We start from the raw sequence: 25639 nt of genomic DNA, 5'->3' as shown, positions 1-25639 counted from the left end.
GTGGTCACCAGGTGATCTTTCTGGCGGTCGAGACCGCGTCGGTGGCGTCATCGGCCAGCAGTACGCCCCGCGTCTGGGCGTCGCGCACTGCAGTTTCGAATTGGCGGTGATAGGTGGATGGCTCGCCGTAGAGCGCGGTGAGTTGTTTGGCGGTGAATGGGTACGTGCGGCCGGCGCCCCCCAGACAGTCGCCGCGCCAGTCGTATCGGGCAATGGGTACGTCGACCCACGGGTTTCGCAGGCCGCCCAGTGCATTGCCGTGTTCGTCGGTATCTTCGTGAGCGCTCGGCGGCTGGCCTGTGCGAGAGAGCCGCGGGAAGCTCGGCGCCGCTACGCCTTCAGCTGCCCATCGGTGCAGTGCGACCAACGCTGCGCCCGAGATGTACTGGACAGGTAGCGTATTCGCGATCTCCGGCGGGCAGATGCCGCTGTCGACGCCGAGGTCGCGCTGGTTGGCCTCCGCCACCCGGACCATGTAAGGGCCGGTGGTGTGCGAACTGCCTGCGGGTTCCCAGAACCGCAGCATGGGGCCCTCTGGTTGGTGCACGGCCTTGACGGCGGCGGTCATGGTGTTGAGCACCATGACCGGTACGTCGACGTCCGTGCGAACCCAGCAGTCCGCCGGGGTAGGGGCGTTATCGGACAACGCAATTCCAGCATCGTTGAGGTCCTGCAGGTAGAAACCGGCGAATACGCGGTGCAGCGGCTGCACGGCATTGATGTAATGCTGCAAGCGCGCGGCGGCGATCGTGTTGCCGACCGCCAGCACCCGCTGAACCATGAGCCCCGCGAGCGGGTCCACCGCCGACTTCGCGTGGGTGGGCCCTACCGCCACCGCGATTTGCGAGAGCACGTCGTAGCACAGATCGGAGTGCGGAAAGGCAAGTGTGCCATAGCGATCCGCATCCCACTGGGTCAACGCCGGGCCAGCGGGGACCGTCATGTCACCGATCGTCACCGACATGCCCCCTGGTGCGTCGATGCCCTCGTGATGCAGTGACGCACCCACCCACGCGAAACCCTCGCGCAGCAACGTTTCGGCATTCCAGCGGAAGTTGGTGTCACGTTCGGTGCCGAAGTACTCCTGCATGAACTCGATGACAACGGTTCCGTTGAACCGCTCGGCGGTCGGCGTGCGTACCAGGATCCGTGTCGTGTAATCCTGGCGCGCACCCACGATCGCCTGCCAGCGTCCGTCGACCCCCATCGCCGAACCAGGTTGGGGCGCAAACACTGTTGCACTCCCGGATACGAGGTACTCGGCCTCGGTGTACCCATACTGGTCGAGGTCCACTATCGACGCCGCCCACGGACGCCCCCCGCCGCCCGTGACGGGGCCCTGCAGCGATGGGCGCGGTACCGCCCCGGAGTCGGCGATGGGATCCAGGCCGTTGTGTGCTCGCATGTGGACGCCCCTTCCATGACCAACGATGTAGCCACATGGCCACACCTGGCGTCCACTACTGTAGCCATATGGCTCCAAACCCTGCAATGTCGACTCCGTCACCGACCAGACGCCCGACCGGTCCAGCAGTCGTGCCGGCGATCTTGGACGCTGCAGCTGAGCTGTTCGCGGAGCGCGGACCAGCCAGAACCTCGCTACGTGATGTCGCAGCGCGCGCCGGCGTGACCTACGGTTTGGTGTTCCGGCATTTCGGGACCAAGGAATCACTCGTAGCCGCGGTCCTAGACCGCCTTGCCAACGAGCTGGTAACCCTGATCGAGAATGGTACGAGAACGGCGGCGTTCGAAGCTGCCGTGAACCGGCACTCATTGGTGGTGGCACGCACCATGCTTGACGGATACCCCGCCGAGAAACTACAGACCCGGTTCCCTGGAACTGAGATCCTGATCCGGGAACTAACCGATATCTGGGACGACGAGCTCGACGCCCGCCTAGCGGCCGCCAATGCCATTGCGCTTCAGATCAGTTGGCGACTATTCGAACCATACCTGCGTGTCGCCACGGGATTGGATGCTATTTCCGCTGAGAAGGTGCAGGCCGCCGTCCAACGGACCCTTAAGCGGGTCACACAGCCCGGACGAGACCGGCCGGTCGCTGGCTGAGATTATCGAGATCCTTGGAGAGTTCCGCGATTGGCGAAAGCTCGCGACAGCCGGTTGAAGTCACGCGCCTGCACGCTGCTGAACCACCACGAACCTGTTCATTAACGGAAATGCCACAATAATTGAAATAAACGCAGCTCTCGCCGTCTCGCAAGACTGGCATATCCAAAGGTGTTCCCTGCCAGATCAATTGAGACCGGACAAATTTTACAATCTCAGAGAATTGCCAGAGTTCCGTAGCATGGTTGTGGACAAGTCCAGCAGTTGCCCCGGGGCGAACCCGACGGTTTGAGGGTGGTCGAAGTTCTACGAAACCTGTTGCGGATCTGTGTAATCCAGCTCCTGGATGACATTGTCGCGCACAACGATCCGGCCGCCAGCGTGGTACTGCCGGTGCAGTGTTCCGACCGGCAGTTGACATGCTGTTGCCATCCAGCGCCAGGTCATGCCGTGTTGCAGGCCGTCAGTTACCGCGTCGCGCAGAGCCCAGCCCGACAGGCGCTGCAACTTTGCGAGGTAGTCGGCTCGGATCGCCGCCGCATTCCCCCGCCGGGCTTCCGGATCGGACATTGTGGCGCCGAAGTCGTCGGCAAGCGTCGACTCCGCTTTGTCGAGCAGCTCGCGCATCAGCATCAGCCTTTGTCGGATCATTTCCTCGTCGCCGATGGTGTCGGTCATGCGCTGCCCTTAGCTTTGTTCCGAAGGTGGAACAAGCCTATCCCCTACCGGCGACACGGATCGGCGTTGAGCCTGTCCAACCTAGGGGGGCGGGAATGTCATCGCGACGTGTAGAACGTATTTGTAGTACATTGGCGGGGTGAGTGAAGTATCCATCCGCATGCTCAATCAGGAGACGTCGAAGGTGCTGGCCCGGGTCAAGCAGGGTGAGGAGATCATCCTGACTGACCGTGGCGTAGTTGTCGCTCGCATCGTTCCGGCGGAGCCAGGCCCCCTCGATGGGTTGATCACCGCTGGCAGAGTGACGCCGGCGCGATCCCGGGGGCTTGCGCCTCGTCCCATCGTGCCGATGCGTGAAGGCGACGAGGACGCCGGCGCGCTACTGGCACGGTTGCGGACCGAGGAACGGTACTAACGCGTGATCTACTTGGACACCTCCGCGCTGGTGAAGCTCATCCGAGATGAGGCCGAGTCTCAAGATCTGGCGGATTGGCTCGATGATCGAGTGGACGTTCCATGGATTACCTCTGCGCTGACGGATGTGGAGCTGCCGCGGGCGATCCGCGCGGTAGCTCCCGAGGGGTTGTCAGCGGTCCCTGCGGTGTTGGATCGTCTGGACCGATTCGAGATCGACAGCGTGGTGCGGGCGACCGCCGCTGCCTACCCTGACGACAAACTGAGGTCGCTGGACGCGATACACCTGGCCACGGCCCAAACCGCTTCGGCCGCAGCGCCTTTGACCGCGCTCGTCGCCTACGATCACCGACTCCGCCGGGTCGCCGCTGACCTCGGGATCCCCGTCGCGGCACCGGGAACATCAGCCAGCGGTCCAGCGGAGTAGTCCACGAACTACGGATGAGGAAGTGGTGAACGCCGTGGCCGTTATCGCGTTGATCGTGGCGATCGTTTCTGCGGTTGGGACAGTTGGGGCCTTCGTCGTTGCGCAGCGGTCGATCAAGCACGTCCGCAAGCAGGCCGAACTCGCGCTGTGCCAAATCCACTCTCTCCGGACACCCGCATGGGGTGAGCCCGAAATGACTGAGGGCGAAGGCACTTCATGGACGGTCGCTGTTCCGCTCGTCTCAGACACCCCCTTGGACAGCGTTCGATTGGGAGTTTTGACTCACACTGACCGCACTGCGGGCCTCCATCTTGAGAGCTCCGACGAGGGCGCTCCCGGTGGCCTTGAGCTTGGGGGGAAGGCAACGTGGCGACTCCACGTCGATCGGCAGGGCGATCCGGCGACACAGGTTCGTATCACGTCAACCGCTGGATCGGGCAAGTGGTCGACGCTGATCGATCTTCCACTGAGCGCCTACGAGTGGGAGTAGACGCCACGACTTGTCAGATGCGACAGGCACGCTATGGGCGTGAACGACCGCCCGCAGATTCCCGGCGTCACCAATTGGTGACGCCAGCACCCGCAATCGAGGGGAGATTCGATGAGCCGGTATGACGTCCCGACGGAGCAGAGTTCCCGCGAGATCGTCGAGCGTGAGACTAGTGCGCTGGCCATGCTCGTGGAACGCGCTGATCTGTCGGAACAAGATCTCGAAGCTATGCGGGCGGTGCTCAGGAAGTTGGCATCCGTGCAGTTTGACGACTTGCTGGTGCCGCCCGGGTTCGACCTGCTCCCCAACGGGGAGGTTAGCCACGCGAATTCGCATACACCCGAATGGAAGTTCTACCAGGCTGCCAAAACCTTCACTGATGACGCAGATTACTTCGAGGTGGCGCTGGGGCGCGTACAACGGCGGCGGTCGAAATGACCATTCGGCATTCAGGCAACGTGTCGGATGTGCGGAGCATGATTCGACCATGAGCTCACAACCAACTGCGTTGAATGAGGCGCCCAGTCCCCAGGCCGCATCGGACATACCGGCGACAGTGACTGTCGCATCAGGGGGTTCGGGTGACGACTGGTGGTCAATCACGATCAACGGCCAGACGCTGTCCGGATCGGGTTACGAGAGCCTCACTGAGGCCGAGGGTGCACTGTGGAATATCCCTGAGGCCGGCGGCCTGGCCGTGGTCGAGGGCTCTGGGTCGATTGCAGTCCCCCACCGCGCTGCCGGCCAGGCCGCGAGCATCACGCTGGCAGGTTTGGCGATGGTCGCCGGCGGCGACGAAGTCACCTTTGTAGTTCGAGCTAGCGATGATCCGCTGGACTAGAGCAGGCGCAACAAGCTAGGAGAGCCAGAACGTGTCGGCACAGTCCCTTATGACCCCTGACGATTATCACGACCTCATCGTGCATCTGCTTCATAGCGGAGGGCCTTTGTGGGTTCCTGGGGCCAGACGTAACGCCCGCAATGAGCCGGTTCCGTTCACGGCGCCGCAGTTGCCTACGACGCTGCATCCGCACCCGCTGAACCCAGAACAAGCGCCCGTTCTGCTCGGCTCGATTCCCGATTTCTCGCCGCCGGGTCTTGGGTGGTTGAGCCTCCCCTGGTGGGGACCCGACGAGCGCGGAGACTACTGGTGTGTTTCCTTGCCCCACCTGGCCCATGGCCGCGGAGAATGCGACCGCTGTGCGCCTGTCTGGGACAGCGCGGACACACACTGGGCACGAATGCCCGACGATGACGGCCGCGCAATCCTGTTCGTCGCGATCGGGCTGTCACACCGCCAAGCCGACGGATCGAACGTCACGCTGCTCATTCCCCTCGATGACGTGCCCGACGACTGGTTCGACGAGTGAGTGTCGTTGGCGCTCGGCGGCGCAAGGCTAAGTCGGTAAGGAGAGTGCTTGGGCGGGCCGTGTGCACCGCGGCTGCCGCCGTTGGGGCGTTCGCCGCCACACCAATTGCGCACTCCCCTGCCGAACCGACCTACTCCCCCACCGCGACTGTCCTGAGGGCTGTCGATGGCGACACGGTGGACGTCCGAGACGACGTCCGGGGCCGGTTGCGAATCAGGGTGTTGGGTATCGACTCACCCGAACCCAAGATTTCGTAGGGGTTGGCCGACGAACTGCCTGTTGGTGCGGTTGGATTCGTGTGCGGGGCTTTGCACTGGACAGTGATGTGGGTTCGCGTCTACTGGTAGGTGATGCGCCTCGGGGTCGAACGGAGTACTCGTCGGACAAAGTCGCGGGACGATGCGGGTGGTGCAGCAGGCGACTCGTCCGTAAATATTCTGGTTCGATGTTGGGAAAACTCCATGGCGTACAGATCGAGCGCGAATACTCGATTGCGATGGGCGGCGCGCGGACGGAGGCCCTCGTGGTCGATGAGCGGATCGTTTCGGCTGTTGGTCCCGAACTTCCTAGCCCTTGCTGACTGCTCCTGACGCGGTCGGCCGACGGTGCGCGTCGGTCCAGGTGTCATCGATTATGAAGGAGATTGCCATGAGCAGTACCCAAGAGGCCGCGAGTACCCGGCTGCCGCGAAAGGGCAAGAAAAGCGGGCCGGTGACCGAGTATTGCGCTTTGTGGCATATCAAGCCGGGACATGCCAACCAGGTGATCGATGAGATTGCGACGGGCCTGGCCAGCCGAGGCGATGTACGGGAAATGTACAAAAAGATCGGCGTTCACGACGCCAGGTATGTAGTTCTGGACGACGGCAAGCGGCTTCTCATCACGATCAGTTTCGACCTCGATTTCGACCCCTACTTCGACGACGCCATCGCGGGTCTCGTCGGCGGAGACAAGAGCAAGATCCAGTTCGATTGGATGAATCATCTGGAGGAAGCCCCCGAAGGCGGCTACGACTCCATGTCCTGGGAGGAGTTCAAGAATTGGCTGACCGAGACTCAGACAGAAGCTGACATCTTCGCCAACACGAATGACGGGACCGTCGCAGAGATCGACAAGGCGCTGCGACTGCAGCAGGTATTCCAACAGGTGCTCGACAACCCCGACGCCGCCGAGGCGCTCCAGCACCCGGCTTTGAAGCCGCTACTCGAGGAAGCGGTGGGCTGAACCCACACCGCGGGACAATTGGCGGTCGAAGCAGTTAGAGAGACGAACGCGTCCATGGCCACAGTAAATACGCCTGTCACGCTCGAACTGGACGATATCCAAAACGGGGCTCTACATCCCCGGCCCTCGCCCTATGTCGGTGCCTATATCGTGCTGCGCGTTGACGACCGACGCGCCGGCCGAGAGCTGTTGCGCAGGCTGATCCCGCGTCCAGAACCTCGCCGCCAGTCTCAGCGACTAGCCATCCAGACAGAGCCGCAGTGACAACTCGCCTCCCGGTGTTTCGCGGGAAGGTGCTCGACTCAGGTGGTGGGGCTTGCGGGGTAGGCGTGGACCAGTGCGCTCGATAGTTTCGGAATGGCGTGGGTGAGGGCGTGTTCGGCGTCGTGGGCGATCTGATGGGCGTTGGTGAGGCTGGTGGACGGGTCGATGTCCAGTTCGGCGTCGGCGTGGATGCGGTGTCCGATCCAGCGCATTTTGACGCTGCGCACAGCGGTGACACCGGGTTCGGCGGCCAGCGTGGTCTCTGCGGCGGCGACGAGTGCGGGGTCGATGGCATCCAGTAGGCGTCGGAACACGTCGCGTGCGGCAGTGCGCAGTACCGCCAAGATCGCCACGGTGATGAGCACGCCGATGATGGGGTCGGCCAGCGGGAAGCCTAGGGCGACGCCGCCGGCGCCGAGCAGCACGGCCAGGGAGGTGAAGCCATCGGTACGGGCGTGCAGCCCGTCGGCGATCAGGGCGGCCGACCCGATTTGGCGTCCGACGCGGATGCGGTAGACCGCGACGAGTTCGTTGCCGATGAAGCCGACCAGCCCGGCCACGGCGACCCATCCGAGGTGTTGGATCGGAACCGGGTTGATCAGCCGGCGAACGGATTCGATGCCGGCGATGATGGCCGAGAGAGTGATCATCGCGACCACGAAGAGTCCGGCCAGGTCTTCGGCGCGGCCGTAGCCGTAGGTGTAGCGGCGGGTGGCGGCCTTGGTGCCCAGCGCGAAAGCGATCCACAGCGGGATGGCGGTCAGGGCGTCGGAGAAGTTGTGGATGGTGTCGGCCAGCAAGGCTACCGACCCGGAGATCACGACGATTACCAGCTGCGCGATGGAGGTCGCTGCGAGCGCGAGGAGGCTAATCTTGACTGCGCGGATGCCCGCGGCACTGGATTCCAGGGCCCCGTCGATGCTGTCGGAGGCGTCATGGCTGTGCGGGGCGAAGATCTCCTTGATCGCTGCGCGCAGGCCTTTGGGGTGATCGTGGCCGTGATCTAAGCCGTGGTCGTGACCGGCGTGTTCACCGTGGTCATGTCCGACAGCCGCGGCGGGTCGGGCCTTGTGCATCATGTGCGGCGTCCCTTCGATCGGATCGGCGTGGGGTCGACGGTGGCGGGATGCAGGGTGGCCAGGTCGGCGGCGTCGCGGTGATGGCCCGGCACATCTGGTCCGGCGTGTTCGGCGTTGAACACCGCGTCGGTGACAAGTTGACCGATGTGGTCGTTGTCGAGGCTGTAGAAGATCGTGGTGCCCTCGCGGCGGGTCCGCACCAGCCGCGCCATCCGCAGCTTCGCCAAATGCTGAGATACCGACGGCGCTGGTTTGCCGATATGGGTCGCCAGGTCGTTGACCGACATCTCGCGGCTCACCAGCGCCCACAGCACCTGAACTCGAGTGGCATCGGCCAACATCCGGAACACCTCGACCACCAGATCGACCTGGTCGTCGGGCAGCCGACGACTACAAGCCCCTTTATCTGCATTCATGCGCAGATAATAGTAGGAGTATGGAGCGAGTGTAAAACGTTGATCAGGTGGTGGCCCGGGCCACGCGGGCGTGGGCCAGGCGCGATCACTGCGCCCCGTCATTCAAGCGTCGCTGATTCAGGCTGATCACCCGGCGGTCACTCATCGCGACGGCTCCATCCAGATTGTCTGCAAAGCAGCGTGTTTCGGCGATGCGGCGGGCCTCCACGGCGACCCCTCGACCACCCACGCCATGAAATCATTTGCCCGCTTCAACCGATCGGCGTCGCGAGTGTTCCAGGGGTTTGAGGCCGAATCCGATTCATCGAGATAGCCGGTTTGCGCGCGATAACGCCGCAGTGGCGTTGGAGGACGAGCCGAGTTTGGCTAGTTCGACGGTTGGCCATGTCAGCGTTAATGGGCCCCGGCCGACACGACGGGGGCAGCTTGATGCCCCGCTTACCCCATCGACCCCTAGACCAACACTCAGCAAACTAGTTTCCGGGTAGGCGCCCAAAGGAGCGGCAGCCATCCAATACGACAAGCTGCTTAGGAAGCCTTATCGCCGACGGCCGCTTTCAGCACGACGAATACGGCGGAATCGAATATGGAGGGTTACCAGTCAACCTCGTCGTATCGCTCTTCGTCCTAACCGTTTCCGCCCGATGCGACGATGCGACGCTCACAGATCGAGCACGATCCGCAGCGCTGCGTCAACGCGACGCATCTCGTCGAAACCAAGGAACCCGACGCTCCTACCGAGGCGGCTTGGATCGACCGCCGCAGCCTGCTCGGCAAGCACGCGGGTGCTTACGCCGTCGACCTCAACCTCCGGACGAAAGCTCGCAGCCCGAGCCGATGTGGACGTCGGCGCGACCAGCCAGGTCGACAGCGGCAGACGATCCGACTGGACGACTACTGCGTAGCGCGCACCGGACTGTTCGTGACCACGACTCCCTCGCGGGACGCGTAGTTGAAAGACCTCACCACGCACGCAGGGTCTCCATGTCGCGCAGCACCTGCAGCGCCTCAGCACGGTCGGACTCGTCGGCAGCGAGCATTTCCGCTTCGACGCGAATCGCCGCTCCGATCTTCCGTCGGGCAGCATCGATGAGGGCAGAACGAACGACCGCCGAGACGGCCGCGCCATCCTTGGTCAAGACTTCCAGTGCCTTCGATGTGTCTTCATCCGGCCGGAAGGTAATCGTGTCAGCCATAGCCACAGTGTACGACGTTTCGTAAGACATTCACCGGATCCGTATCAGCACGCCGCGCGGATGACACACCACAGCCACTGGAACGATCAGGACCTCGGATGCCTGGAACGCAGCCATGACGGAGGAATACGACCGGATCGAATACGGCTGGCTTCCGGTAAAGTATGCCGTTTTCATCTGATGAAACCCCCGCCGAACCGGACCGTGTTGCGCTGCACCCCAATTGTTTTCGTCCGACGATGCCGATAGCCGAGCATCACAGATCGAGGACAAAACGTAGAGCTCGGTCAATGGCCTGCATCTGATCCGGGCCGATCATTCCCTGGCGAGATGACAGCCGTTCGACTGAGACGACTCGCAGTTGGTCGCAACGCGCGTACGAGGTGTGGTCCAGCCCACTGACCTCAGGCTCCAGTTCGATATGGCTTCGCAGGCCGTAACCAGCGGTCGTGATCGGGACGACGACCACCAGACCGCCCGGTCCGTTGTTGAGAATGTCGACCGAGACCACCACCGCCGGGCGGCGAAAGGCTGGCTCGTGTCCGACCGGCTGGCCGAGATCGACGTTGTGGACCTCCCCTCGCCAGATCAAGCCAGTGTGTCCCACTCGCGACGCTCGGCCAGGTATCGCTCCCACAGTTCGGGGTCATTGCGCAGGCGCTGGTAATCCCCGTTGAGCCCCCGCAGGAATTCCTGCCGCTCCAAGGCGTCGATCGCTGCGCGCACGACGTCGACGACGGTGGTTTGACGAGCCTTGGCTAGAGATTGCAGCCGCTCGGAATCCGGACGGCGGACTCGGACCGTTGTGGTTTCTGCTGCCATAGCGCCAGTGTAGACGAAATGTAGACACCGAGTCTTGCGGATCGTCCCGCGTATGAGCAATAGCTGCGTTCGGCGCGGATCATGACACCAGCCTTCCGGCGCCCGGGCGGTGATCCTTCCGACCTGACCAACGGCGAGATGCTTGCGTGTCCCCCCGTAGGCTCACCGCATGCACGAAGTGACTCTGGCCAGCACCGGTGAAGCGGCGATGCTGACGGTCGGACTGTCGGTCTATACAGCGTTGATCCTCGTCATCATCGCTGTGGCGATCGACAGCGCCCGCCGACACCGACGCCGCCGCGCGATCTACGCCACGGCCATGGTTGGCGTGTTGATCCTGGGCGGGCTGGTTGCGGCGATTTTCAGCAGCATCGTGTGAACCTGTCGGAACCCAAGTCGCACCGCGCGAGTCTACGGCTGGTCGCTCTGCAAAAGCTCGTGCTGGTGGCGGCATCGCATACAGGCGGCGCTCACGACGTGGGCAGAACACGCAAGATCACCCAATCGATGGAGTCGCGCCAGCGCAGGGTGCGCGGCGTCCAAGAGACCACCGCCACGGTGGCCGGCGTGCCCGTTCGGTGGTTCCGTCCGGCCAGGGCGGGCGCAGGGCTGATCTTCCACGTACACGGTGGGGCATTCGTTGCCGGTAGTTCTCTGGCGGCCCGTGCCCACAGCGGGCTGGCCCAGTCCAGCGGTGCGGAACTGGTGAGTGTCGACTACCGACTTGCACCAGAGCATCCCTTCCCCGCGGCCCTCGATGATGTGTGGGCGGTTTACTCGGAGGTCGCACGTGACCGCCCCACGGTCATTGTTGGGGAGTCTGCCGGAGGTGGACTGGCTATGTCCCTGGTGCGACGGGTTCTGGACCAAGGCGGAGACGCGCCGAAGGCTCTGGTGACGATGTTCCCGTGGGCTGACCTCACCAACAGCTCCGACGGCTTCGTGTCGAATGAACACCGAGATCTGCTGTCCCGCGAGGGTCTTTCGCGTAGTGCGCTGGCCTATGCAGGTGACCTGGATCTGAAGATGCCTCTACTGTCGCCGCTGTACGGCTCGTTTGCCGACTTTCCCCCCACGCTGATCGTCGTCGGTACCCACGACTGTCTACTCGATGACTCCCGCAATGTCGCGACCCGCATGCGCTCCGCCGGTGTAGACGCGACGCTTGTCGAGATAGCCGGCGGGTTCCATGGTTTCATCCTTTTACCGACTCCGGAATCGAAGGAAGCCAGGCGGCAGATATCGACCTTCGTCGGCACCGCCCTCAACGATCAGTGAGGTGAGTCTGTGCCCTGCTGGTCGGGGGTTCGAATGTCTCCCGCGACCGTCGGGTTACCGGCCTGACCACTCGAAGCGGCCTCGCCGCTCGGCCGACACCCACCTTGGTGGACACTATGGCGTGGCCCTTTCCGCAACGGTATTCAAAGTCGACCTTGGCGTCTCCGATGTCGATCACGGTTACTACGCCGATCACGCGCTGACCGTGGCCCGCCATCCCAGTGAGAACGATGAGCGGATGGTGGTGCGGCTGTTGGCCTTTGGGCTGCGCGCACACCGCGTCGCCGACGTCGACGGAGAGTTGGCGTTCGGGGCGGGCCTGTCCACCCCCGGCGTACCGGACCTGCGGCTCGCCGACTACACCGGCCGGATCCTGGAGTGGATCAACGTCGGCCAGCCCGACGAACGCGCCTTGGGTAAAGCGGCCAGCCAAGCCGAACAGGTACTGCTGTTCCCGTTCGCCGCCGGCGCGGCCACCTGGTGGCGCACCGTCGGCCCCAAAGTGGCCGGGCTGCCCAACCTGTCGGTGGTGCAGATACCCCACGCGCCGGTGCAGCAGCTGGCTCAGACTGTAGATAGACGGGTCTCGGCGCAGGTAATGCTGATGGAAGGCCAGGTGACGATGACCGTGGGCGGTGTCGACGTCACCTTCACGCCCGAGCCATTGAAGTGAACATCTGAGCCCCGCTATCGCTGACTAATCGTCCTTGACGTCATCGCGGTGCGCAGCCTCGATCACCTCAGGCGGCACCGGCCTCTGCAACCAGACCCGCATCCGCATCAGGCCGCCAGCGATCGTCCCGACGGCGAGCAAGGCAACGATGATCCAGATCGCGGGCGACATGCAGCAATTCTCCCCCTACCCCGGGCGGTGTCCAGGGCACACTGATCTCCATGGGCAAGCTCATCTACGGCTTCACCGTGTCAGTGGACGGCTACATCGCCGATGCACACGGCAGCATCGACTGGAGCGAGCCGAGCGACGAAGTGCACCAGTACTGGAACGACTTCGAGCGGGAGACCGCGCTCTCGTTCTACGGGCGGCGGCTCTACGAACTGATGGCCGCCTACTGGCCGGCCGCCGACGAGGCCGCGGACGCCTCCCCCTTGATCGTCGAGTTCGCCCGCATTTGGCGCGCCATGCCCAAGGTCGTGTTCTCACGCACCTTGGAGTCGGTCGACTGGAATTCCCGACTGGAACGCGGCGACCCGGTCCAGGTGGTGACGAAATTGAAATCCGAAACCGAGGGCAACCTGGAGGTGGCCGGCGCAACGCTGGCCGCACCGATCGTGCAAGCCGGACTGGTGGACGAGTACCGGATCGTGATCGCCCCGACCGCCGTGGGCGGTGGTATCCCGTTCTTCCCGCCCCTGCCGTCATGGATCTCGCTGCGGCTGTTGGAGAACCGGACATTCCCCGGCGGCACGGTACTGCTGCGCTACGAAGCGAAGCACGACTGAACCAACCTCTAGCTGCAGAGCAACTGTCGGTTGAGCATGCAATTCACCGGTGGCGAGTAGTTCCCGGACACCACGCCCCGAAAACCACCCCTGGCGGTACCGCCCGGCGCGATGATCCGATTCCAGTTCGCCGGGGCCAGAACATAGTGCGTGCCAGATCGGCCAACGCTGCTGTTCCACGCGTGCGAGATCGATTCATTGGCCGGCAGGTCGAATTCAAGCCGCCAATCGGTCATCGGCACCGAGCTCCAGTTGGTGATGGTGAAGCGGGCGATGAAGCCGGTCTGCCACGAAGAGGTCACCGACAACGTCGCGGTGGCCGCGGCCGCATGGGCCACGGCGGTGGTCGCGAATCCGAGGATAAGCACCATCGCTGCCGCCACGGCAACGTGAAGCGCTGTGCACCAGCGTTTCACGTGACTGTGGAGTAGGGCGGCCATAGCAGGCAACACTAAAGCCGAATGGGCGAGATCGACCCTGTCAACCCGGGTCGCCTGCAGTACCTTTGCTCAACTGAAACCGTCACGTGACGTCAGTCGGCGTCGTCATGGATCTGGTCGATCCGGGTGACACCCTCGATATCAGCGAGTATTCGCGTTGCCTCGACGACGCGGGGACCCGACAAGGTGATCGTGACACCGACGTGATCGGCGGTCTGGGTGTGCGATCCGAGGGGCAATCCGACCGTTGCGGGCGCCGTCGCAGGCGAATCGGTGACCAACGAAGTCAGGTGCCAGCTGTGCAGATCGCAGGCCTCCAGCAGCTTCCGCAGGATGCCCCGGCCGTCCTGGTAGATGACATGCACGCGTACCGAGCCCGGCAGTCGGGTCGCCATCCGTCGCACCGACGGCGCAATCCCGATCACGATCACGAAGTGCAGCATGGTCACCACCACGGCCAACAACAGCAGGCCCGCGGCGGCGGCCATCCCGATCGCCGCCGACTCCCAGATGGCCGCCGCGGTGGTCAGACCGATCACGGCGCCGCGGCGCGTGATGATGAGGCCCGCGCCCAGAAAGCCGATCCCCGACACAATCTGTGCCGCAACGCGCGACGGGTCCAGGATCACGGTGCCCTCGGCGATGACGTCGCCGAACCCGTACTTGCTGACCAGCAGAATCAATCCCGCCGACGTGCCGACAATCGTCTGGGTGCACAATCCGGCGCTTTTACCTCGGATCTCGCGTTCCAGACCGATGAGCGCGGTCAGCCCGAACGCGGCGACCAACTCGACGACCTGGCGGGTTCCCTGGCCTGTCCCGCTGAAGAATCCCTGCGCCAACCACGTAGTCACCGAGGGGGGTTACCACGTATCAAGATGGGCTACACCTAAGCGACCAATTGGTCCCCCCGCGGTCCCCACGGAATCACCAGCAGGGCTACGGTTGCCAAGGGGCTAGGTCACTGTCCGCGACGAGGAGCACCGACATGCTGAAGTACGAGATCCATGGAACTGGTGAGCCCTTGGTGCTTGTTCACGGGATCACACACCGCAGGCAGGCCTGGTATCCCGTACTCGAGCACCTGACCGACCACCGGACCGTCGTGCTCTTCGATCTTCCCGGCCACGGCGAATCGCATGACTTTGTGGTCCGCAACGACGACGTACAGGGCACCCTGCGCGACGAGCTAGTCGCTCTCTTGGACCAGCTGGGACTCGAGCGCCCGCACATTGCCGGGAACTCCCTGGGCGGCCGGATCGCGATGGAGGCCGCCGCGGACAATCTGGTCGCAAGCGCGACCGTGCTGTCCCCCGCGGCGTACTGGCACAACGCCATCGACTTCGCCTACATCCGCCTGCTCTTCACATGCCTGACGACCAGCGCCCGCCTGCTGGCACCCGTGGTGCCGAGACTCGCTCGTTCGCCGCGGGCCCGGCACATCATGGGCGGGGTGGTGTCAGCTCACCCCGAACGGATCCCGGCCGACGAATTCGTGGGCGACCTCAACGGCATGCGGCGGGCCATTCCCGCCATGAAGAAGATCTTCCCGGCCGCCGAAGTGTTCGACCGCGAGATCCCGGCCGACATCCCGGTGACCGTCGCATGGGCCGCACGCGACCGAATCCTGCTGCCCTACCAGGCGCGTATCGCCGAGAAGCGACTCCCCCAGGCCCGGCACATCCGACTGCCCGGGTGCGGCCACGTGCCGATGGCCGATGACCCCGAGCTCGTCGCACGCGTTCTGCTCGAGGGCAGCGCTCCGGGTGCACAGGCCGAGGCTTCATAACGAAGCCCCGGCCCGGCAGCCTTCCGCCAAAGCTACACGCGGACAGCTAGTTCCAACCCCGTGTCGAGCGCCAGCGGGCTGCTGACGTAGCCGTTCTCCGGAGCGCGCACATAGTCGAGGTACGCGTGAGTCGGGTCCAGGTTCACGTTGTCGCCGACAATGAGTGCGCCCGTCGCCAGCACCGGCTCAAGCAGCCTGATCACCGTCAGATCGAGGTCGGGCCAGCCATCGAGAAGCACGAATTGCACTGGTTCGCTGATTGCTTTGAGGGTGGTGCGGGCGTCGCCCTCGAGGATGGTGATCAGGTCACTGACCCCAGCCGCATCGAATGTCGCTCGGGCGGTTGCGATCTTTCGGGCGCTCATCTCCGTGGTGATGATGTGCCCCGTGCCGTTGTCGCGGACCGCGGCGGCCAGATGCAGTGTCGAGATGCCATATGACATGCCGTACTCCACGATCCTCGTCGGCTTCAACGCGCGAACGAGGCTGTACAGCAGCCGGCCCGAGTCAGGCGCCACGGGCAGGTAGACGTCCTGAAAAGCGTCTACACGTTCTTCGACCGAGTAGTCGTCTGGCGAGATGCCTTGTCGGCGTTCAGCATCCCCCTGCGCATCAGCAAAAAGCCGGTCGATGATCGCGGTGTATTCCGGAAGGTTCAGAGTTGCAGTCATGCCCCTACGCTAGACGCTACGTTGCGTCTTGTCTAGATTGAGGTGGTGTTAGATCGAGCTGTGGCAAGCACACAGCCGCATCGCGGCAATCGGCACGGGCGCAGCGAAGCGGCCCGCGAGGCCATCCTGCATGCGGCCGACGACCTACTGGCCGAGAAGGGTTTCGCGGGAGTCACCGTCGAAGGCATCGCCAAGGCGGCGGGGGTGGCAAAGCAGACCGTTTACCGCTGGTGGAGTTCCAAGACGGACGTCCTGATGGACGCCTTCCTCGAAGACGCGGCCGCCGAACTCGAACCTCCCGATACCGGCACCCTCGAGTCCGATCTGCGCGCGCATCTGCGCGCCACCGCCCACTTCCTCACCGTCGACGATGCAGGCGCCGTCTATCGCGCGCTGGTGGGGCAAGCCCAGCACGATCCGGATCTTGCCCAGGTCTTTCGTGCCCGTTACCTGCATGATCAGCGCGTTCGCGACCAGAAGCCGTTTGTTCGGGCGATCGCCCGTGGTGATCTCAGCCCCGACGCCGACGTGGCCGCGCTTGCCGAGTGGCTTGTCAGCCGAATGCACTATCGGGTGATCGTGACTGGCGAACCCGTTGACGGCATCTTCATCGACGAGGTCGTCGACGGCGCCCTGTCGATGTGCCGCCGCTGGTCAAAGCCGTAGGCAGCCATGATGCTTGAATAAGCTGTGGCCAACCGCATCCAATCCCTGCTCGGGGTTGCCTACCCCGTCGTCCAGGCCCCGATGACCTACATCGCGCGCGCCGAACTCGCTGCGGCGGTGTCCGAGGCGGGCGGGCTCGGCGTGATCGAGACTCTCACCCCCGAAGGCCGTGCCGATCTACAGCGGGTGCGTGAGCTCACCGACAAGCCGGTGGCGGCCAACCTGATGATCCAGGGGTGGAAGGGCGATCCTTCGATTGTCGACACCCTGGCCGAAGCCGGCGTGCGCCATGTCTTCACCTCCGCCGGTGACCCGGGGTTGTTCACCAAATCGCTGCACGACGCCGGAATGACGGTGGTCCACGTTGTCGGCTCACTCAAGGGCGCGTCCAAAGCCGCCGACGCCGGTGTCGATGCGCTGGTGGTCGAGGGCGTCGAAGGCGGCGGTTTCAAGTCACTGCTGGGCGCCTCAACCATGGTGCTGCTCCCCCTGGTCGCCGAGAATGTTGACCTGCCGATCATCGCCGCCGGTGGCATCTGCGATGCGCGCTCGGCCGCAGCGGCACTGGTGTTGGGCGCCGAGGGCGTGCAGATGGGCACCCGGATGTTGGCCAGCCACGAATCCGCGGTGCACGCGAACTTCAAGGACGCCATTGTGGCCGCAAACGATTCCGGCACAGTGCTTCTCGACGTTCCCGGCAATCCGACGATGCGGGTTCTGCGGACCGGACTGGCCGCCAGGGTCGCTGCACACGACCCGGATTCACGGCTGCTGGGAAAGATCACCGAGCTGTACTTCGACGGCGACATGGAGGCCAGCGTCGCCAACACCGGCCAGGTGTCGTCCCGGATCGTCGATCTTCTGCCGGTCGCCGAGATCATCCGTCGCACGTGGGGCGAGATCGAAGCGGTGCTAGACGGTGCACGAGCGCGAGCCGAAAGTTTGTGAACCGCGCCCGCAGATGAGCTCGGAGCGCCCATGATCATGCAATGGTTCGCCAGAGTCGGATGGACGACGCGTGACCCTGCCTGAGTCGGGGCCTGAATCGGGGCAGGATTCGCGACGCCGCTCGAAGTTCTCACCGCTGCATCTGTTCGCCGTGCTCGGCGTCATCGCGGTCCCGGCATTCGGCTGGTTCGGTCAACATTGGTCGGGCGCAACGACGGTGGTCGTGTACTGGTTCGAGAACGTCACGGTGTGTCTGCTGGTGATAGCCCGCATCGCCGTGCACCAACGCCTGAACCCGAAGTACGGGCACTTCCGCTACCGTGGGCCTGGAACCGGCGGGCCGTCCAATTCGTCATTCTTGAGCGGTTTCGCCCTGATCAGCTTGGTGTTCTGCGCCGCCCACGGAGTGTTCCTTGCGGCCATTCTCGCGCTGTTGATTCACAACCGGGCACCCGAACTTGCGATGATCGACCTGGACTGGCGCAGCGTCGGCTGGGGCTGCCTGGGCGTGTTGCTGTTCCTGACGATGGAGTTCCTCACCGATCTGGTCGACCTGCGCCGCTGGTCTTTCCGGGATATCGAGACCGCCGCCAACATCGGCCTGGGCCGCGTCATGGTCGTGCATATGACCCTGCTGCTCGGATTCGCCGGGATCGCTGCGACGAACGCTCCCGGTGCCCTGTTCACGGTATTCGTCGTGCTCAAGAGCCTTGCCGCGCTCAGCGCGGTGGTTCCTCAATGGGAGCCGGCGAGGCCTCCGCGCGGGCTCAGCAACCTGATGAATCGACTGCCGAACGTGCATCCCGGCGAACGATTCGAGGACTTCTGGGTGAAGGACCAAGCCAACGAGCGGGAGCGGCAACGGCGCAACGAGCAGCCCTGGAAGGCCCCCCGGTCCTAATCCTGTGCCGCCGGGACATGCTGGGCCGCACCGAATATGGCGACGGCCACCGCACCTGCGACCGCGGTGCAGAACCCTAACGCCACCAACCAGTCCAGGCCAGGTCGAGCGGTGTCCCCGAGCAGCGTCACGCCGACTATCCCGGGCATCACCGTCTCGCCGACGACCAAAGCAGCAACGGCGCCGTTCACCGAACCCAGCTGCAGCGCAACGGTAAACAGATAGAAGCCACCGGCCCCGGCAATAGCGATCGCCCAGAACGCCGGGTCTTTCAGCAGAACGGGCAACCGCAGCGGATCGACGCCATCGACTACCCGAACCGCGATGGCCATCACTCCGTAGAGGACACCGGCGACCAATCCAGCGGCGATGGCGGCGCGGGCTCCCAGCAGGCGAATGAGGCCCACCCCGAGGGCCGCGATCAGCATCGCCAGCAACATCAGCGCCCGGTGCAGCCCGGTTCCCGACGTGTCGGTTCCGGTCTGTCCAGCGCTTAACCCCAACACGCACAGTGACACGATCACCGTTGCGATCGCCGCCCAATCGCGGCGGTTCAGGCGAACACCAAGCACGGCGATGCCGAGCACCGCGGTAACGACCAGATTAGCGCTGACGATGGTCTGCGACAGAAACAGCGGTATCAGCCGGGCCGAGACGATGTTGCCGGCGAAACCGACGACATCGAGGGCCATCCCGGCAATGAACGCCGTGGTCAGCACCGCATTGGCGGTCGAGCGCAGGGTCGGTCGGCCATCTGATGTGACGTGCGCACCGTCTCCCGCAGCAGAACTGCGTGCGCCGTAGGCCTGCAGGACCGACGCAACCCCGTAGCCGAAACAGGCCAGCAGCGCTGCGGCCACCCCGATCACCACGGCATTGACCTCAACGTGCCGGGACAGTGTGCGGCCAGGCCGAAATCCGCTGGGCGATCTCACCGTATCGCTCGAAGCGCTCCGGATCCCCGAGTGCGTTGTACAGGACCAGGCGCGTTGCAACTCCCCCGTACTTGCCGATCAGCTTGTCTGCCAACTCATCCCACGTCGAATCGGTGGCGAACGCGGCCAGGTGCTCGTCACTGATCTGTGCTGCCATCCCGGCGAAGTCGCCGGCCTTCTGCTTCTCGCGGATCCGGGCTGTGGTGCCGTCGAACCCGGCCTCATCCCAGATGAAGGCGTAATTCGGGGTGCTTCCGTAGAAGCTCAGGCTGGCCCGCACGAACTCCCGCTCCTTGTGCCGCTCTTCATCGCTGTCGCCGACGATGGTCATCGCGGGCACGATCACGGCGACCTCCGACGGGGTACGGCCCGCCTTCGCGGCGCCTTCGGCCAGCTTCGGCATCACGTGACGCGCCAGGTAGCCGGGCTCGCCGAGCGGGTGAACATGAACACCGTCGGCTACCTCGCCGGCCATCCGCAACATCCACGGATTCACCGCCGCGACATCGACCTTGGGATCGGGTGCATCGATCGGCCCTGCGCTCCACTGCGGGGTGATGAAATCCAGGTCGTAGAAGTCCCCGTGATGATCCAGCTTTCCCGTTCGGAAGGCGGCAAAGCACGCCTTGACCGCGAGCACGTAGTCGCGCAGCCGGGGGCCGGGATGGTCGAACGCCGCGCCGTAGCGCCGCACCACATGGGTACGCACCTGCGTGCCGAGACCCAACCGGAACTTGCCGCCGCTCGCCTCCTGCAGCTCCCACGCAGTGGCCGCCGTGACAAACGGGCTGCGGGGAAAGGCAACCGCGACGCCGGTCGACAGCTCCAGACCCGGTGCGGCCTGAGATGCGATGGCGGCGTTGAGGTACGCGGTGCGACCGGCTTCGGTGAACAGCAGACCGGAGAAACCCGCCATTTGGGTGTTGCGGGCTAGGTCGCCGGCCTTGGCTAACGGCTGCGGCAGGGCCATGACGTCAATGTGCACGTGGGTGAGACTACGTGCCGAGTCGCCGCTGACGGGACTACTTTGCGTCTGTAACGTGGCGGACGTGAAACCCACTCGGATGCACTCTTTCGTTGCTGTCGCGGCCAGTCTCGCGGCAATCGCCCTGCCCTTCGCGGCGGCAGGCACGGCCGTCGCCGCCGACACTTGCCCCACCGCCGCACCGGCCGCCGGCACGCCCGAGTGGACGCTGACCGGGGCCACCGGCAGCGTCGCGGTCACCGGATCGACCGAGACGGCCGCACCCCGGGTGGATGTGTCGGCGCCGTTCAGCGTGACTTCGACCCAGGTGCACACGTTGCAGGCCGGCAGCGGCCCGGTGGTTCCGGGCACGGCCAAGGTGTCCGTCTGCTACATGGGCGTCAACGGACGCGACGGGTCGGTGTTCGACAGCAGTTACAAGCGCGGCGCCCCGGTGGACTTCCCGCTCGACGGCGTCATCCCCGGATTCCAGAAGGCGATCGCCGGCCAAACCGTCGGATCCACGGTCGCGGTGGCCATGACCTCTGCGGACGGCTACCCCGACGGCCAGCCCAGCGCCGGAATCCGGCAGGGCGACACTCTCGTCTTCGCGATCAAGATCCTGGGCGCCTCAGGCTGATCCACGGTGGCGCTCGCCGGAGACATCGAGGCGGAACGGGCGGCACTCACGACCTCGTTGAGTGCCGCCGGCGCCACGGCGCGCGCCGGCTGCGGGTCGTGGACCGCGCGAGATCTTGCGGCCCACCTGGCGGCCGAGGAACGCCTGGGTGGCGTCTCGACGTTCATGGCGCGATCGCTGGTGGCGCGCGGAATCGCTTTGCCGGCGCCACCGAGACTGGTGGAGTTCACAATTCGCCGTGAGCACCGCTACGGCTTCACCGAGTTGATCGACCGGCTGCGGCGCCCACTGCCGCGACTGCTGCTCCGGTCGCGGATAGCACCGCTCACGCTGTTCGAGTACTGGACCCATCACGATGACCTGGCCGCCGCCAACGGCGCCGACCACCCGGCCCCGGCGACGCTGCGAGAAGCCATTGACCCACTGCTGCGCTATCAGCACGCAAAGCTTCCCGTGGGCGCGGCGATGACAGTCAGCACCGATGACGGCCACGTTGTGGCATCCGTAGGTCCCGAAACGGATCAGGCTGTACTGGTGCAGGGGACGCCGGCAAACCTGGTTCGCTGGTTGGCGGGGCGCCAGACGCGAGCCGATGTCGAGCTGACCGGCCCCGCCGTCCACGTGCAGGCACTGCGAATGTTCACAGGCCACGTGTGAAGCTCTCTTGCATTGTCCCCCAACCGATTTGGGGACCATTGCCATGGTCGTCTGCGTGCGGTAGCGTGCGCTCATGACCGATCGCAATCGCCGCTTCCTTCTTCGCGAACGCCCAGCCGGCCGCATTGGCCCGGACACCTTCGAACTCAGCGAGCAGGCGGTGCCGGAGATCGGCGACGGCGAGGCACTGGTGCGTGTCGATTGGATCTCGCTGGACCCGACCAACCGGATGTGGATCAACGAGACTCCGTCGTACCTGCCGCCGGTCGGCATCGGCGAGGTCATGCGCGCGGCCGGCCTCGGCGTGGTCATCGCATCGAACAATCCGAACTATTCGGTCGGCCAGACCGTGCAGGGCCTGACCGGCTGGCAGGAGTACGTGGTCGTCTCCGACACCATGCCGCTGTTCCCGGTCGACGTCGCGGACGGCGTCTCGCCCAGCGCCTACCTGGGCGCGCTCGGCATGACCGGGCTCACCGCGTGGATCGGGATCCGCGACATCGGCAAGCCGCAGCCGGGCGAAACCGTCGTCGTCTCGGCGGCAGCCGGCGCGGTCGGTTCGGTTGCCGGTCAGCTTGCCAAGGCCAGCGGCGCCCGGGTCGTCGGGATCGCCGGCGGACCGGAGAAATGTGCGCTGCTCACCGATCAACTCGGTTTCGACGCGGCGGTGGACTACCGCGCCGACGACTGGGCACGCCAGCTTGCCGCCGCGACGCCCAACGGCATCGACGTCGACTTCGAGAACGTCGGCGGCGACATCATGGATGCCATCTTTGCGCGCGTGAACGTCGGCGCGCGGATCGCGCTCTGTGGGCTCATCTCGGGGTACAACGAGACCAACCCCCCGCCCGGCCCGCGCGCGTTCGGCAATCTGCTGATCCAGCGGGCCACCGTGAAGGGCTTCATCGTCCTCGATCACTTCCTTCGGGCATCGGAGGCCAACACCGAGATCTCCGAGCTGATCGCCGCCGGCAAGCTCACCCCGCTGGAGACCGTCGTCGAGGGCTTCGAGCAGCTGCCAACCGCGATCAACATGCTGTTCGACGGCAAGAACGTTGGCAAGCTCGTGGTGAAGGTCTCCGCTTAGGCCGGCCAGCGCGTCACCAGCGCGTCGGGCGCCCGCTACCGGAGCCGATGGATCGCCAACGTTTCGGGAATGAGCACCGCATGCAGCACCACCGTGTAGTCGTGGGCATAACAAATTGCTACGCAAGGGGCTTTCGCCAGATTAGCGCGTAGCGGAACATCGGCAGCAATCTCCAACGCATCCCCGGCAACTCCGCCGCGGCGAGGCGACGGACGTCGGAATACGACTGCGCCGGCGGCCACACGGTCGGTGCGGTGTGCTCCCAATAGCCGTTTCGTGCACACAGCCACCTGTGCTGGAGTGCCCCGACCACCGCGAGCGCGTACTCCCACGGCCGGGTCGCCCGTGCGAGGCCGACCACCACCAGGACACCGCCCGGCGCGGTGAGCTCCGCCAGCCGTCGCAGCGCCGAGCCTGGATCTGACAGGTGGTGCAGGGTCGCGACCGAGGCCACCACGTCGAAGGTCTCGGCGAACGGGTAGGACATCACGTCGCCATGAAGCCAGCCGATATCGCCCCGTTCGTGACGAGCCGTCTCCAGCACCGTGTCGTCGACGTCGATGGCCAGCACCCGCGGAATCCGTTCGCGTAGGTCGGCGGCCAACAGCCCGTTCCCGGTCCCGACATCCAGAGCCGAGGCGGCGCCGTCGGGAACGGCATCGAGGACAACGCGGTGGTAGTGGATGTTGTGATTCCAGCGTGGCCGCTGTTCGCCCGGCATGCGCTGATGCTAGGGGCTGTAGCGTGGCCAAGGTGAATTCGCGCATGCCTCGGTTCGTCGTACTCGCCGCCGGTGTCGCCTCGTTGGCGGCGACGCTCGCCGGTTGTGGCGGTTCGGACAGCACTTCGTCATCGAAGACGTCGTCGGTCACCGACCTCTTCCTGCCCCCGGGAGGCGAGACCGTCACCGCCTGCCCGTCCAAGCCACCTACGGAAGGCGTTGCGGCGGAGTGGACGTTGAAGGGTGCCACCGGCAGCATCGCGGTGACCGGCTCCACGAACTCCGCCGCACCCAGCGTCGTCGTGACCGGGCCGTTCAAGGTGGCCCAGACCGAGGTGCACACCCTGCACGCCGGCGACGGCCGTGTCGTCGGTGACCACGCGACGGTCTCGGTCTGCTACATGGGCGTCAACGGACGCGACGGGTCGGTGTTCGACAGCAGCTACGAACGCGGCAAACCGGTCGACTTCGGATTGGACCGGGTGGTCCCGGGATTCCAGAAGGCCATTGCGGGCCAGAAGATCGGCTCGACCGTGGCGGTCGCGATGGTCCCCGCCGACGGCTACCCCGAGGGGCAGCCGGCCGCCGGCATCCTTCCGGGCGACACGCTCGTCTTCGCAATCAAGATCCTCAACGCCTCACGCTGAGCCTGGCCCGCCATGGAATCGAGCCGAGTGGATCGGTGGCTGTGGGCGGTGCGGATCACCAAGACCCGGCCGGACGCCGCGGCCGCCTGCCGCGGCGGACACGTGCGGGTGAACAACCGACCGGCCAAGCCGGCGACAATGGTCTCGCCCGGTGACGTGGTCAGCTCCCTGGTGGGTGATCGCACCCGAATCGTCGAGGTGCTGCGGGTAATTCAGAAGCGGGTCGGTGCGGCCGACGCGGTGACCTGTTACCTGGATCGAACGCCGCCGCCCCCACCGGCCTCCGCCACGGCGATGGCCACCCGTGACCGCGGCGCCGGACGACCGACCAAGCGGGATCGCCGGGTGCTGGACAAGTGGCGGGCCCAACAGCGCTGAGGGGTCACTGCGGGTGCGCAGCCAGATACTCCGCCACCGGAATCCGCGACGACGAGACATAGCCGATCGGCAGCAGCAGGTCGCCGGCGGTGGTCCGGTAGTAGGTGTCCCAGCGGTAATAGCTGGCGAATCCGGCCGGGTCGCCACCGATGACCGCGGCGTAGTCGTTGACCGCCCGCACGTAGTAGTCGGAATGGTTGTAACCCCAGATCGCCTTGTCGCGATTGGTGGCAAAACCGTTGGCGGCCAACAGACGACCGGCCGCCATGATGGAATCACGCGGCGAGTGGATGTCTCCCCCGTTGCCGTAAGCCGCGAACGTCGACGGTAGGAACTGCATCGGCCCCTGGGCGGCGTCATCGCTGACCCCGTTGATGCGGCCGAAGCCGGTCTCGACGAAGTTGATCGCCGCCAGGTAGTTCCACGGCACCCCGGACGCGGCCTCGGCCGCGCGGTAGGCGGCCAGCAGTTCGTTGGCCGGGACCGGTGGCACCACCCGCCAAGGCGGCATGGTGGGCTTCGGATCGGTAAGCGCCATGAGTTGCCGACGGGCGTCGATATTGCGGTCGTAGACGTCGAGCAGCGCCGGCGGGATCTGCGGGCGGGCGATCGCATCCCACTCGGGATGCGCGCCGAGGGTCCGGTAGGCGACCTGTTGGCGGCGGGCCGCCGCCGCCAACACCTGCTCGGGCGAGGACGTATTCCGCAACGCCTGATCGGCCGCGACCAGATCGGCGGCCACCGCCGCGGGGTCCACGCCGGGCGCCGCGCCGGCAGGTAGCGCCGCCGTCACCGCACAGCCGAGGGTCACAACCAGGGAGGCGACCAGGCGCCACAACCGAACAGCCATGCCGTTCATCTTCTCCCGCGACCGGTCGCGAACGGCGCAGGGCGGCCGATCGGAGCGTCCCCGGCCAGCTAGAACACGTTTCGCTTTGCCTCGTTGGACGTCCCATCACCGCTGGTCACTTCCGCAAGCAGAGAACTAGCGACTGTTACATTGGGGGCC

37 protein-coding genes are annotated in these 25639 nt (G+C 65.1%); 21 read left to right on the top strand and 16 right to left on the bottom strand.

Going from position 1 to position 25639, the window contains the following annotated elements; genetic code table 11:
- Positions 1 to 4 precede the first annotated feature (4 nt).
- Positions 5 to 1405, bottom strand: coding sequence for an alpha/beta hydrolase domain-containing protein (locus ACKY0X_RS10935; protein WP_079628259.1), 1401 nt, complete (start codon positions 1403 to 1405; stop codon positions 5 to 7).
- Positions 1406 to 1536: 131 nt separating this feature from the next.
- On the opposite strand from ACKY0X_RS10935, the gene ACKY0X_RS10930 reads away from it, so the two are divergent.
- Positions 1537 to 2067: a helix-turn-helix domain-containing protein gene (locus ACKY0X_RS10930; protein ID WP_409429429.1), complete on the top strand. Its 531-nt coding sequence runs from the start codon at positions 1537 to 1539 to the stop codon at positions 2065 to 2067.
- A gap of 306 nt (positions 2068 to 2373) precedes the next feature.
- Here ACKY0X_RS10930 and ACKY0X_RS10925 read toward each other — a convergent pair whose 3' ends face one another.
- Positions 2374 to 2745, bottom strand: coding sequence for a hypothetical protein (locus tag ACKY0X_RS10925; RefSeq protein WP_301122572.1), 372 nt, complete (start codon positions 2743 to 2745; stop codon positions 2374 to 2376).
- A 139-nt stretch (positions 2746 to 2884) separates the two neighbouring features.
- Here ACKY0X_RS10925 and ACKY0X_RS10920 point away from each other — a divergent pair, with 139 nt between their 5' ends.
- The 7 genes from ACKY0X_RS10920 (at position 2885) to ACKY0X_RS10890 (ending at position 6670) form a co-directional block, all read left to right on the top strand.
- Complete coding sequence (locus tag ACKY0X_RS10920) at positions 2885 to 3160, top strand: type II toxin-antitoxin system Phd/YefM family antitoxin (RefSeq protein ID WP_301122573.1); 276 nt, start codon at positions 2885 to 2887, stop codon at positions 3158 to 3160.
- Between the two features lie 3 nt (positions 3161 to 3163).
- On the top strand, positions 3164 to 3586 hold the full coding sequence (locus ACKY0X_RS10915; protein WP_301122574.1) for a type II toxin-antitoxin system VapC family toxin: 423 nt from the start codon (positions 3164 to 3166) through the stop codon (positions 3584 to 3586).
- Between the two features lie 22 nt (positions 3587 to 3608).
- Positions 3609 to 4076, top strand: a complete 468-nt coding sequence (locus tag ACKY0X_RS10910) for a hypothetical protein (protein ID WP_409429428.1) — start codon at positions 3609 to 3611, stop codon at positions 4074 to 4076.
- A gap of 111 nt (positions 4077 to 4187) precedes the next feature.
- The gene (locus ACKY0X_RS10905) at positions 4188 to 4514 is read left to right on the top strand and encodes a hypothetical protein (protein ID WP_301122575.1); all 327 of its coding nucleotides are present in this window, start codon (positions 4188 to 4190) and stop codon (positions 4512 to 4514) included.
- 118 nt (positions 4515 to 4632) lie between these two features.
- Positions 4633 to 4917: a hypothetical protein gene (locus tag ACKY0X_RS10900; protein WP_301122576.1), complete on the top strand. Its 285-nt coding sequence runs from the start codon at positions 4633 to 4635 to the stop codon at positions 4915 to 4917.
- 400 nt (positions 4918 to 5317) lie between these two features.
- Entirely contained in the window at positions 5318 to 5446 is a 129-nt protein-coding gene (locus ACKY0X_RS10895; protein WP_301122577.1) for a hypothetical protein, read from the top strand.
- 648 nt (positions 5447 to 6094) lie between these two features.
- Positions 6095 to 6670, top strand: a complete 576-nt coding sequence (locus tag ACKY0X_RS10890) for a hypothetical protein (RefSeq protein WP_409429427.1) — start codon at positions 6095 to 6097, stop codon at positions 6668 to 6670.
- Between the two features lie 302 nt (positions 6671 to 6972).
- On the opposite strand, the gene ACKY0X_RS10885 is transcribed toward ACKY0X_RS10890, so the two are convergent.
- From ACKY0X_RS10885 to ACKY0X_RS10860, 6 genes are all read right to left on the bottom strand, one after another.
- Positions 6973 to 8013 carry a cation diffusion facilitator family transporter gene (locus ACKY0X_RS10885; RefSeq protein ID WP_033725373.1) on the bottom strand — a complete coding sequence of 347 codons (1041 nt, stop codon included), beginning with the start codon at positions 8011 to 8013 and terminating at the stop codon, positions 6973 to 6975.
- A complete protein-coding gene (locus ACKY0X_RS10880) occupies positions 8010 to 8429 on the bottom strand; it encodes a metalloregulator ArsR/SmtB family transcription factor (RefSeq protein WP_033725375.1) in 420 nt (139 codons plus the stop codon). The genes ACKY0X_RS10885 and ACKY0X_RS10880 overlap by 4 nt, the downstream gene beginning before the upstream one ends.
- Positions 8430 to 9090: 661 nt before the next feature.
- Positions 9091 to 9402 carry a type II toxin-antitoxin system PemK/MazF family toxin gene (locus tag ACKY0X_RS10875; protein WP_409429426.1) on the bottom strand — a complete coding sequence of 104 codons (312 nt, stop codon included), beginning with the start codon at positions 9400 to 9402 and terminating at the stop codon, positions 9091 to 9093.
- Positions 9392 to 9625: a hypothetical protein gene (locus ACKY0X_RS10870; RefSeq protein ID WP_409429425.1), complete on the bottom strand. Its 234-nt coding sequence runs from the start codon at positions 9623 to 9625 to the stop codon at positions 9392 to 9394. The genes ACKY0X_RS10875 and ACKY0X_RS10870 overlap by 11 nt, the downstream gene beginning before the upstream one ends.
- A gap of 256 nt (positions 9626 to 9881) precedes the next feature.
- Positions 9882 to 10232: a type II toxin-antitoxin system PemK/MazF family toxin gene (locus ACKY0X_RS10865; RefSeq protein ID WP_409429424.1), complete on the bottom strand. Its 351-nt coding sequence runs from the start codon at positions 10230 to 10232 to the stop codon at positions 9882 to 9884.
- Positions 10214 to 10447, bottom strand: a complete 234-nt coding sequence (locus ACKY0X_RS10860) for a hypothetical protein (protein ID WP_409429423.1) — start codon at positions 10445 to 10447, stop codon at positions 10214 to 10216. Before ACKY0X_RS10860 ends, ACKY0X_RS10865 begins: the two co-directional genes overlap by 19 nt.
- 169 nt (positions 10448 to 10616) lie before the next feature.
- On the opposite strand from ACKY0X_RS10860, the gene ACKY0X_RS10855 reads away from it, so the two are divergent.
- The 3 genes from ACKY0X_RS10855 to ACKY0X_RS10845 all read left to right on the top strand — a co-directional run bounded on the left by ACKY0X_RS10855 (position 10617) and on the right by ACKY0X_RS10845 (position 12398).
- On the top strand, positions 10617 to 10826 hold the full coding sequence (locus ACKY0X_RS10855; protein ID WP_409429422.1) for a hypothetical protein: 210 nt from the start codon (positions 10617 to 10619) through the stop codon (positions 10824 to 10826).
- The gene (locus ACKY0X_RS10850; protein WP_409429421.1) at positions 10823 to 11725 is read left to right on the top strand and encodes an alpha/beta hydrolase; all 903 of its coding nucleotides are present in this window, start codon (positions 10823 to 10825) and stop codon (positions 11723 to 11725) included. The genes ACKY0X_RS10855 and ACKY0X_RS10850 overlap by 4 nt, the downstream gene beginning before the upstream one ends.
- Before the next feature lie 121 nt (positions 11726 to 11846).
- A complete protein-coding gene (locus ACKY0X_RS10845) occupies positions 11847 to 12398 on the top strand; it encodes a YaeQ family protein (protein WP_409429420.1) in 552 nt (183 codons plus the stop codon).
- Positions 12399 to 12422: 24 nt separating this feature from the next.
- Here ACKY0X_RS10845 and ACKY0X_RS10840 read toward each other — a convergent pair whose 3' ends face one another.
- Positions 12423 to 12569: a hypothetical protein gene (locus tag ACKY0X_RS10840; protein ID WP_409429419.1), complete on the bottom strand. Its 147-nt coding sequence runs from the start codon at positions 12567 to 12569 to the stop codon at positions 12423 to 12425.
- Between the two features lie 50 nt (positions 12570 to 12619).
- Here ACKY0X_RS10840 and ACKY0X_RS10835 point away from each other — a divergent pair, with 50 nt between their 5' ends.
- A complete protein-coding gene (locus ACKY0X_RS10835; protein ID WP_409429418.1) occupies positions 12620 to 13186 on the top strand; it encodes a dihydrofolate reductase family protein in 567 nt (188 codons plus the stop codon).
- An 8-nt stretch (positions 13187 to 13194) separates the two neighbouring features.
- Here the strand turns inward: ACKY0X_RS10835 and ACKY0X_RS10830 are convergent, their stop codons facing one another.
- Together ACKY0X_RS10830 and ACKY0X_RS10825 are read right to left on the bottom strand one after the other, a co-directional pair.
- On the bottom strand, positions 13195 to 13626 hold the full coding sequence (locus tag ACKY0X_RS10830) for a cellulose-binding domain-containing protein (RefSeq protein ID WP_409429417.1): 432 nt from the start codon (positions 13624 to 13626) through the stop codon (positions 13195 to 13197).
- Positions 13627 to 13718: 92 nt separating this feature from the next.
- Positions 13719 to 14480, bottom strand: a complete 762-nt coding sequence (locus ACKY0X_RS10825; RefSeq protein WP_065041245.1) for an MgtC/SapB family protein — start codon at positions 14478 to 14480, stop codon at positions 13719 to 13721.
- Positions 14481 to 14614: 134 nt separating this feature from the next.
- On the opposite strand from ACKY0X_RS10825, the gene ACKY0X_RS10820 reads away from it, so the two are divergent.
- A complete protein-coding gene (locus tag ACKY0X_RS10820) occupies positions 14615 to 15415 on the top strand; it encodes an alpha/beta fold hydrolase (protein WP_409429416.1) in 801 nt (266 codons plus the stop codon).
- 32 nt (positions 15416 to 15447) lie between these two features.
- Here the strand turns inward: ACKY0X_RS10820 and ACKY0X_RS10815 are convergent, their stop codons facing one another.
- Entirely contained in the window at positions 15448 to 16086 is a 639-nt protein-coding gene (locus ACKY0X_RS10815) for an O-methyltransferase (RefSeq protein WP_409429415.1), read from the bottom strand.
- Positions 16087 to 16146: 60 nt separating this feature from the next.
- Between ACKY0X_RS10815 and ACKY0X_RS10810 the strand changes: the two genes are divergently transcribed.
- The 3 genes from ACKY0X_RS10810 (at position 16147) to ACKY0X_RS10800 (ending at position 18601) form a co-directional block, all read left to right on the top strand.
- On the top strand, positions 16147 to 16752 hold the full coding sequence (locus tag ACKY0X_RS10810; RefSeq protein WP_409429414.1) for a TetR/AcrR family transcriptional regulator: 606 nt from the start codon (positions 16147 to 16149) through the stop codon (positions 16750 to 16752).
- Positions 16753 to 16776: 24 nt separating this feature from the next.
- Positions 16777 to 17700, top strand: a complete 924-nt coding sequence (locus tag ACKY0X_RS10805) for an NAD(P)H-dependent flavin oxidoreductase (RefSeq protein ID WP_409429413.1) — start codon at positions 16777 to 16779, stop codon at positions 17698 to 17700.
- Positions 17701 to 17770: 70 nt separating this feature from the next.
- The gene (locus ACKY0X_RS10800) at positions 17771 to 18601 is read left to right on the top strand and encodes a DUF6498-containing protein (protein WP_409429412.1); all 831 of its coding nucleotides are present in this window, start codon (positions 17771 to 17773) and stop codon (positions 18599 to 18601) included.
- Here ACKY0X_RS10800 and ACKY0X_RS10795 read toward each other — a convergent pair.
- Both ACKY0X_RS10795 and ACKY0X_RS10790 read right to left on the bottom strand, forming a co-directional pair.
- A complete protein-coding gene (locus ACKY0X_RS10795; RefSeq protein WP_409429411.1) occupies positions 18598 to 19473 on the bottom strand; it encodes a hypothetical protein in 876 nt (291 codons plus the stop codon). The genes ACKY0X_RS10800 and ACKY0X_RS10795 overlap by 4 nt on opposite strands.
- Before the next feature lie 10 nt (positions 19474 to 19483).
- Positions 19484 to 20521, bottom strand: a complete 1038-nt coding sequence (locus tag ACKY0X_RS10790; RefSeq protein ID WP_409429410.1) for a TIGR03617 family F420-dependent LLM class oxidoreductase — start codon at positions 20519 to 20521, stop codon at positions 19484 to 19486.
- 79 nt (positions 20522 to 20600) lie between these two features.
- On the opposite strand from ACKY0X_RS10790, the gene ACKY0X_RS10785 reads away from it, so the two are divergent.
- The 3 genes from ACKY0X_RS10785 to ACKY0X_RS10775 all read left to right on the top strand — a co-directional run bounded on the left by ACKY0X_RS10785 (position 20601) and on the right by ACKY0X_RS10775 (position 22884).
- On the top strand, positions 20601 to 21140 hold the full coding sequence (locus ACKY0X_RS10785; protein WP_409429588.1) for an FKBP-type peptidyl-prolyl cis-trans isomerase: 540 nt from the start codon (positions 20601 to 20603) through the stop codon (positions 21138 to 21140).
- A gap of 6 nt (positions 21141 to 21146) precedes the next feature.
- Positions 21147 to 21797, top strand: a complete 651-nt coding sequence (locus ACKY0X_RS10780) for a maleylpyruvate isomerase family mycothiol-dependent enzyme (RefSeq protein ID WP_409429409.1) — start codon at positions 21147 to 21149, stop codon at positions 21795 to 21797.
- A 73-nt stretch (positions 21798 to 21870) separates the two neighbouring features.
- Entirely contained in the window at positions 21871 to 22884 is a 1014-nt protein-coding gene (locus ACKY0X_RS10775; protein WP_409429408.1) for an NADP-dependent oxidoreductase, read from the top strand.
- A 118-nt stretch (positions 22885 to 23002) separates the two neighbouring features.
- Here ACKY0X_RS10775 and ACKY0X_RS10770 read toward each other — a convergent pair whose 3' ends face one another.
- Complete coding sequence (locus tag ACKY0X_RS10770; protein ID WP_409429407.1) at positions 23003 to 23605, bottom strand: class I SAM-dependent methyltransferase; 603 nt, start codon at positions 23603 to 23605, stop codon at positions 23003 to 23005.
- A 44-nt stretch (positions 23606 to 23649) separates the two neighbouring features.
- Between ACKY0X_RS10770 and ACKY0X_RS10765 the strand changes: the two genes are divergently transcribed.
- Both ACKY0X_RS10765 and ACKY0X_RS10760 read left to right on the top strand, forming a co-directional pair.
- A complete protein-coding gene (locus tag ACKY0X_RS10765; protein ID WP_409429406.1) occupies positions 23650 to 24252 on the top strand; it encodes an FKBP-type peptidyl-prolyl cis-trans isomerase in 603 nt (200 codons plus the stop codon).
- A gap of 12 nt (positions 24253 to 24264) precedes the next feature.
- Positions 24265 to 24630, top strand: a complete 366-nt coding sequence (locus ACKY0X_RS10760) for an RNA-binding S4 domain-containing protein (protein WP_409429405.1) — start codon at positions 24265 to 24267, stop codon at positions 24628 to 24630.
- 4 nt (positions 24631 to 24634) lie between these two features.
- Here the strand turns inward: ACKY0X_RS10760 and ACKY0X_RS10755 are convergent, their stop codons facing one another.
- On the bottom strand, positions 24635 to 25480 hold the full coding sequence (locus tag ACKY0X_RS10755) for a lytic transglycosylase domain-containing protein (RefSeq protein ID WP_409429404.1): 846 nt from the start codon (positions 25478 to 25480) through the stop codon (positions 24635 to 24637).
- Positions 25481 to 25639 lie beyond the last annotated feature (159 nt).

It is taken from the genome of Mycobacterium sp. SMC-11 (assembly GCF_046250095.1).
GTDB lineage: Bacteria > Actinomycetota > Actinomycetes > Mycobacteriales > Mycobacteriaceae > Mycobacterium > Mycobacterium heraklionense_A.
Note: the sequence above shows the minus strand (reverse complement) of the source record. Positions and strands in the feature narration are given on the sequence as shown.

Excerpts from the sequence above, each read along its gene's own strand:
- ACKY0X_RS10935 (WP_079628259.1), bottom strand. The coding sequence starts at position 1,405 with ATGCGAGCACACAACGGCCTGGATCCCATCGCCGACTCCGGGGCGGTA.
- ACKY0X_RS10925 (WP_301122572.1), bottom strand. The coding sequence starts at position 2,745 with ATGACCGACACCATCGGCGACGAGGAAATGATCCGACAAAGGCTGATG.
- ACKY0X_RS10905 (WP_301122575.1), top strand. The coding sequence starts at position 4,188 with ATGAGCCGGTATGACGTCCCGACGGAGCAGAGTTCCCGCGAGATCGTC.
- ACKY0X_RS10895 (WP_301122577.1), top strand. The coding sequence starts at position 5,318 with ATGCCCGACGATGACGGCCGCGCAATCCTGTTCGTCGCGATCGGGCTG.
- ACKY0X_RS10890 (WP_409429427.1), top strand. The coding sequence starts at position 6,095 with ATGAGCAGTACCCAAGAGGCCGCGAGTACCCGGCTGCCGCGAAAGGGC.
- ACKY0X_RS10885 (WP_033725373.1), bottom strand. The coding sequence starts at position 8,013 with ATGATGCACAAGGCCCGACCCGCCGCGGCTGTCGGACATGACCACGGT.
- ACKY0X_RS10880 (WP_033725375.1), bottom strand. The coding sequence starts at position 8,429 with ATGAATGCAGATAAAGGGGCTTGTAGTCGTCGGCTGCCCGACGACCAG.
- ACKY0X_RS10870 (WP_409429425.1), bottom strand. The coding sequence starts at position 9,625 with ATGGCTGACACGATTACCTTCCGGCCGGATGAAGACACATCGAAGGCA.
- ACKY0X_RS10860 (WP_409429423.1), bottom strand. The coding sequence starts at position 10,447 with ATGGCAGCAGAAACCACAACGGTCCGAGTCCGCCGTCCGGATTCCGAG.
- ACKY0X_RS10855 (WP_409429422.1), top strand. The coding sequence starts at position 10,617 with ATGCACGAAGTGACTCTGGCCAGCACCGGTGAAGCGGCGATGCTGACG.
- ACKY0X_RS10840 (WP_409429419.1), bottom strand. The coding sequence starts at position 12,569 with ATGTCGCCCGCGATCTGGATCATCGTTGCCTTGCTCGCCGTCGGGACG.
- ACKY0X_RS10835 (WP_409429418.1), top strand. The coding sequence starts at position 12,620 with ATGGGCAAGCTCATCTACGGCTTCACCGTGTCAGTGGACGGCTACATC.
- ACKY0X_RS10830 (WP_409429417.1), bottom strand. The coding sequence starts at position 13,626 with ATGGCCGCCCTACTCCACAGTCACGTGAAACGCTGGTGCACAGCGCTT.
- ACKY0X_RS10820 (WP_409429416.1), top strand. The coding sequence starts at position 14,615 with ATGCTGAAGTACGAGATCCATGGAACTGGTGAGCCCTTGGTGCTTGTT.
- ACKY0X_RS10815 (WP_409429415.1), bottom strand. The coding sequence starts at position 16,086 with ATGACTGCAACTCTGAACCTTCCGGAATACACCGCGATCATCGACCGG.
- ACKY0X_RS10785 (WP_409429588.1), top strand. The coding sequence starts at position 20,601 with ATGCACTCTTTCGTTGCTGTCGCGGCCAGTCTCGCGGCAATCGCCCTG.
- ACKY0X_RS10775 (WP_409429408.1), top strand. The coding sequence starts at position 21,871 with ATGACCGATCGCAATCGCCGCTTCCTTCTTCGCGAACGCCCAGCCGGC.
- ACKY0X_RS10770 (WP_409429407.1), bottom strand. The coding sequence starts at position 23,605 with ATGCCGGGCGAACAGCGGCCACGCTGGAATCACAACATCCACTACCAC.
- ACKY0X_RS10765 (WP_409429406.1), top strand. The coding sequence starts at position 23,650 with ATGCCTCGGTTCGTCGTACTCGCCGCCGGTGTCGCCTCGTTGGCGGCG.
- ACKY0X_RS10760 (WP_409429405.1), top strand. The coding sequence starts at position 24,265 with ATGGAATCGAGCCGAGTGGATCGGTGGCTGTGGGCGGTGCGGATCACC.
- ACKY0X_RS10755 (WP_409429404.1), bottom strand. The coding sequence starts at position 25,480 with ATGGCTGTTCGGTTGTGGCGCCTGGTCGCCTCCCTGGTTGTGACCCTC.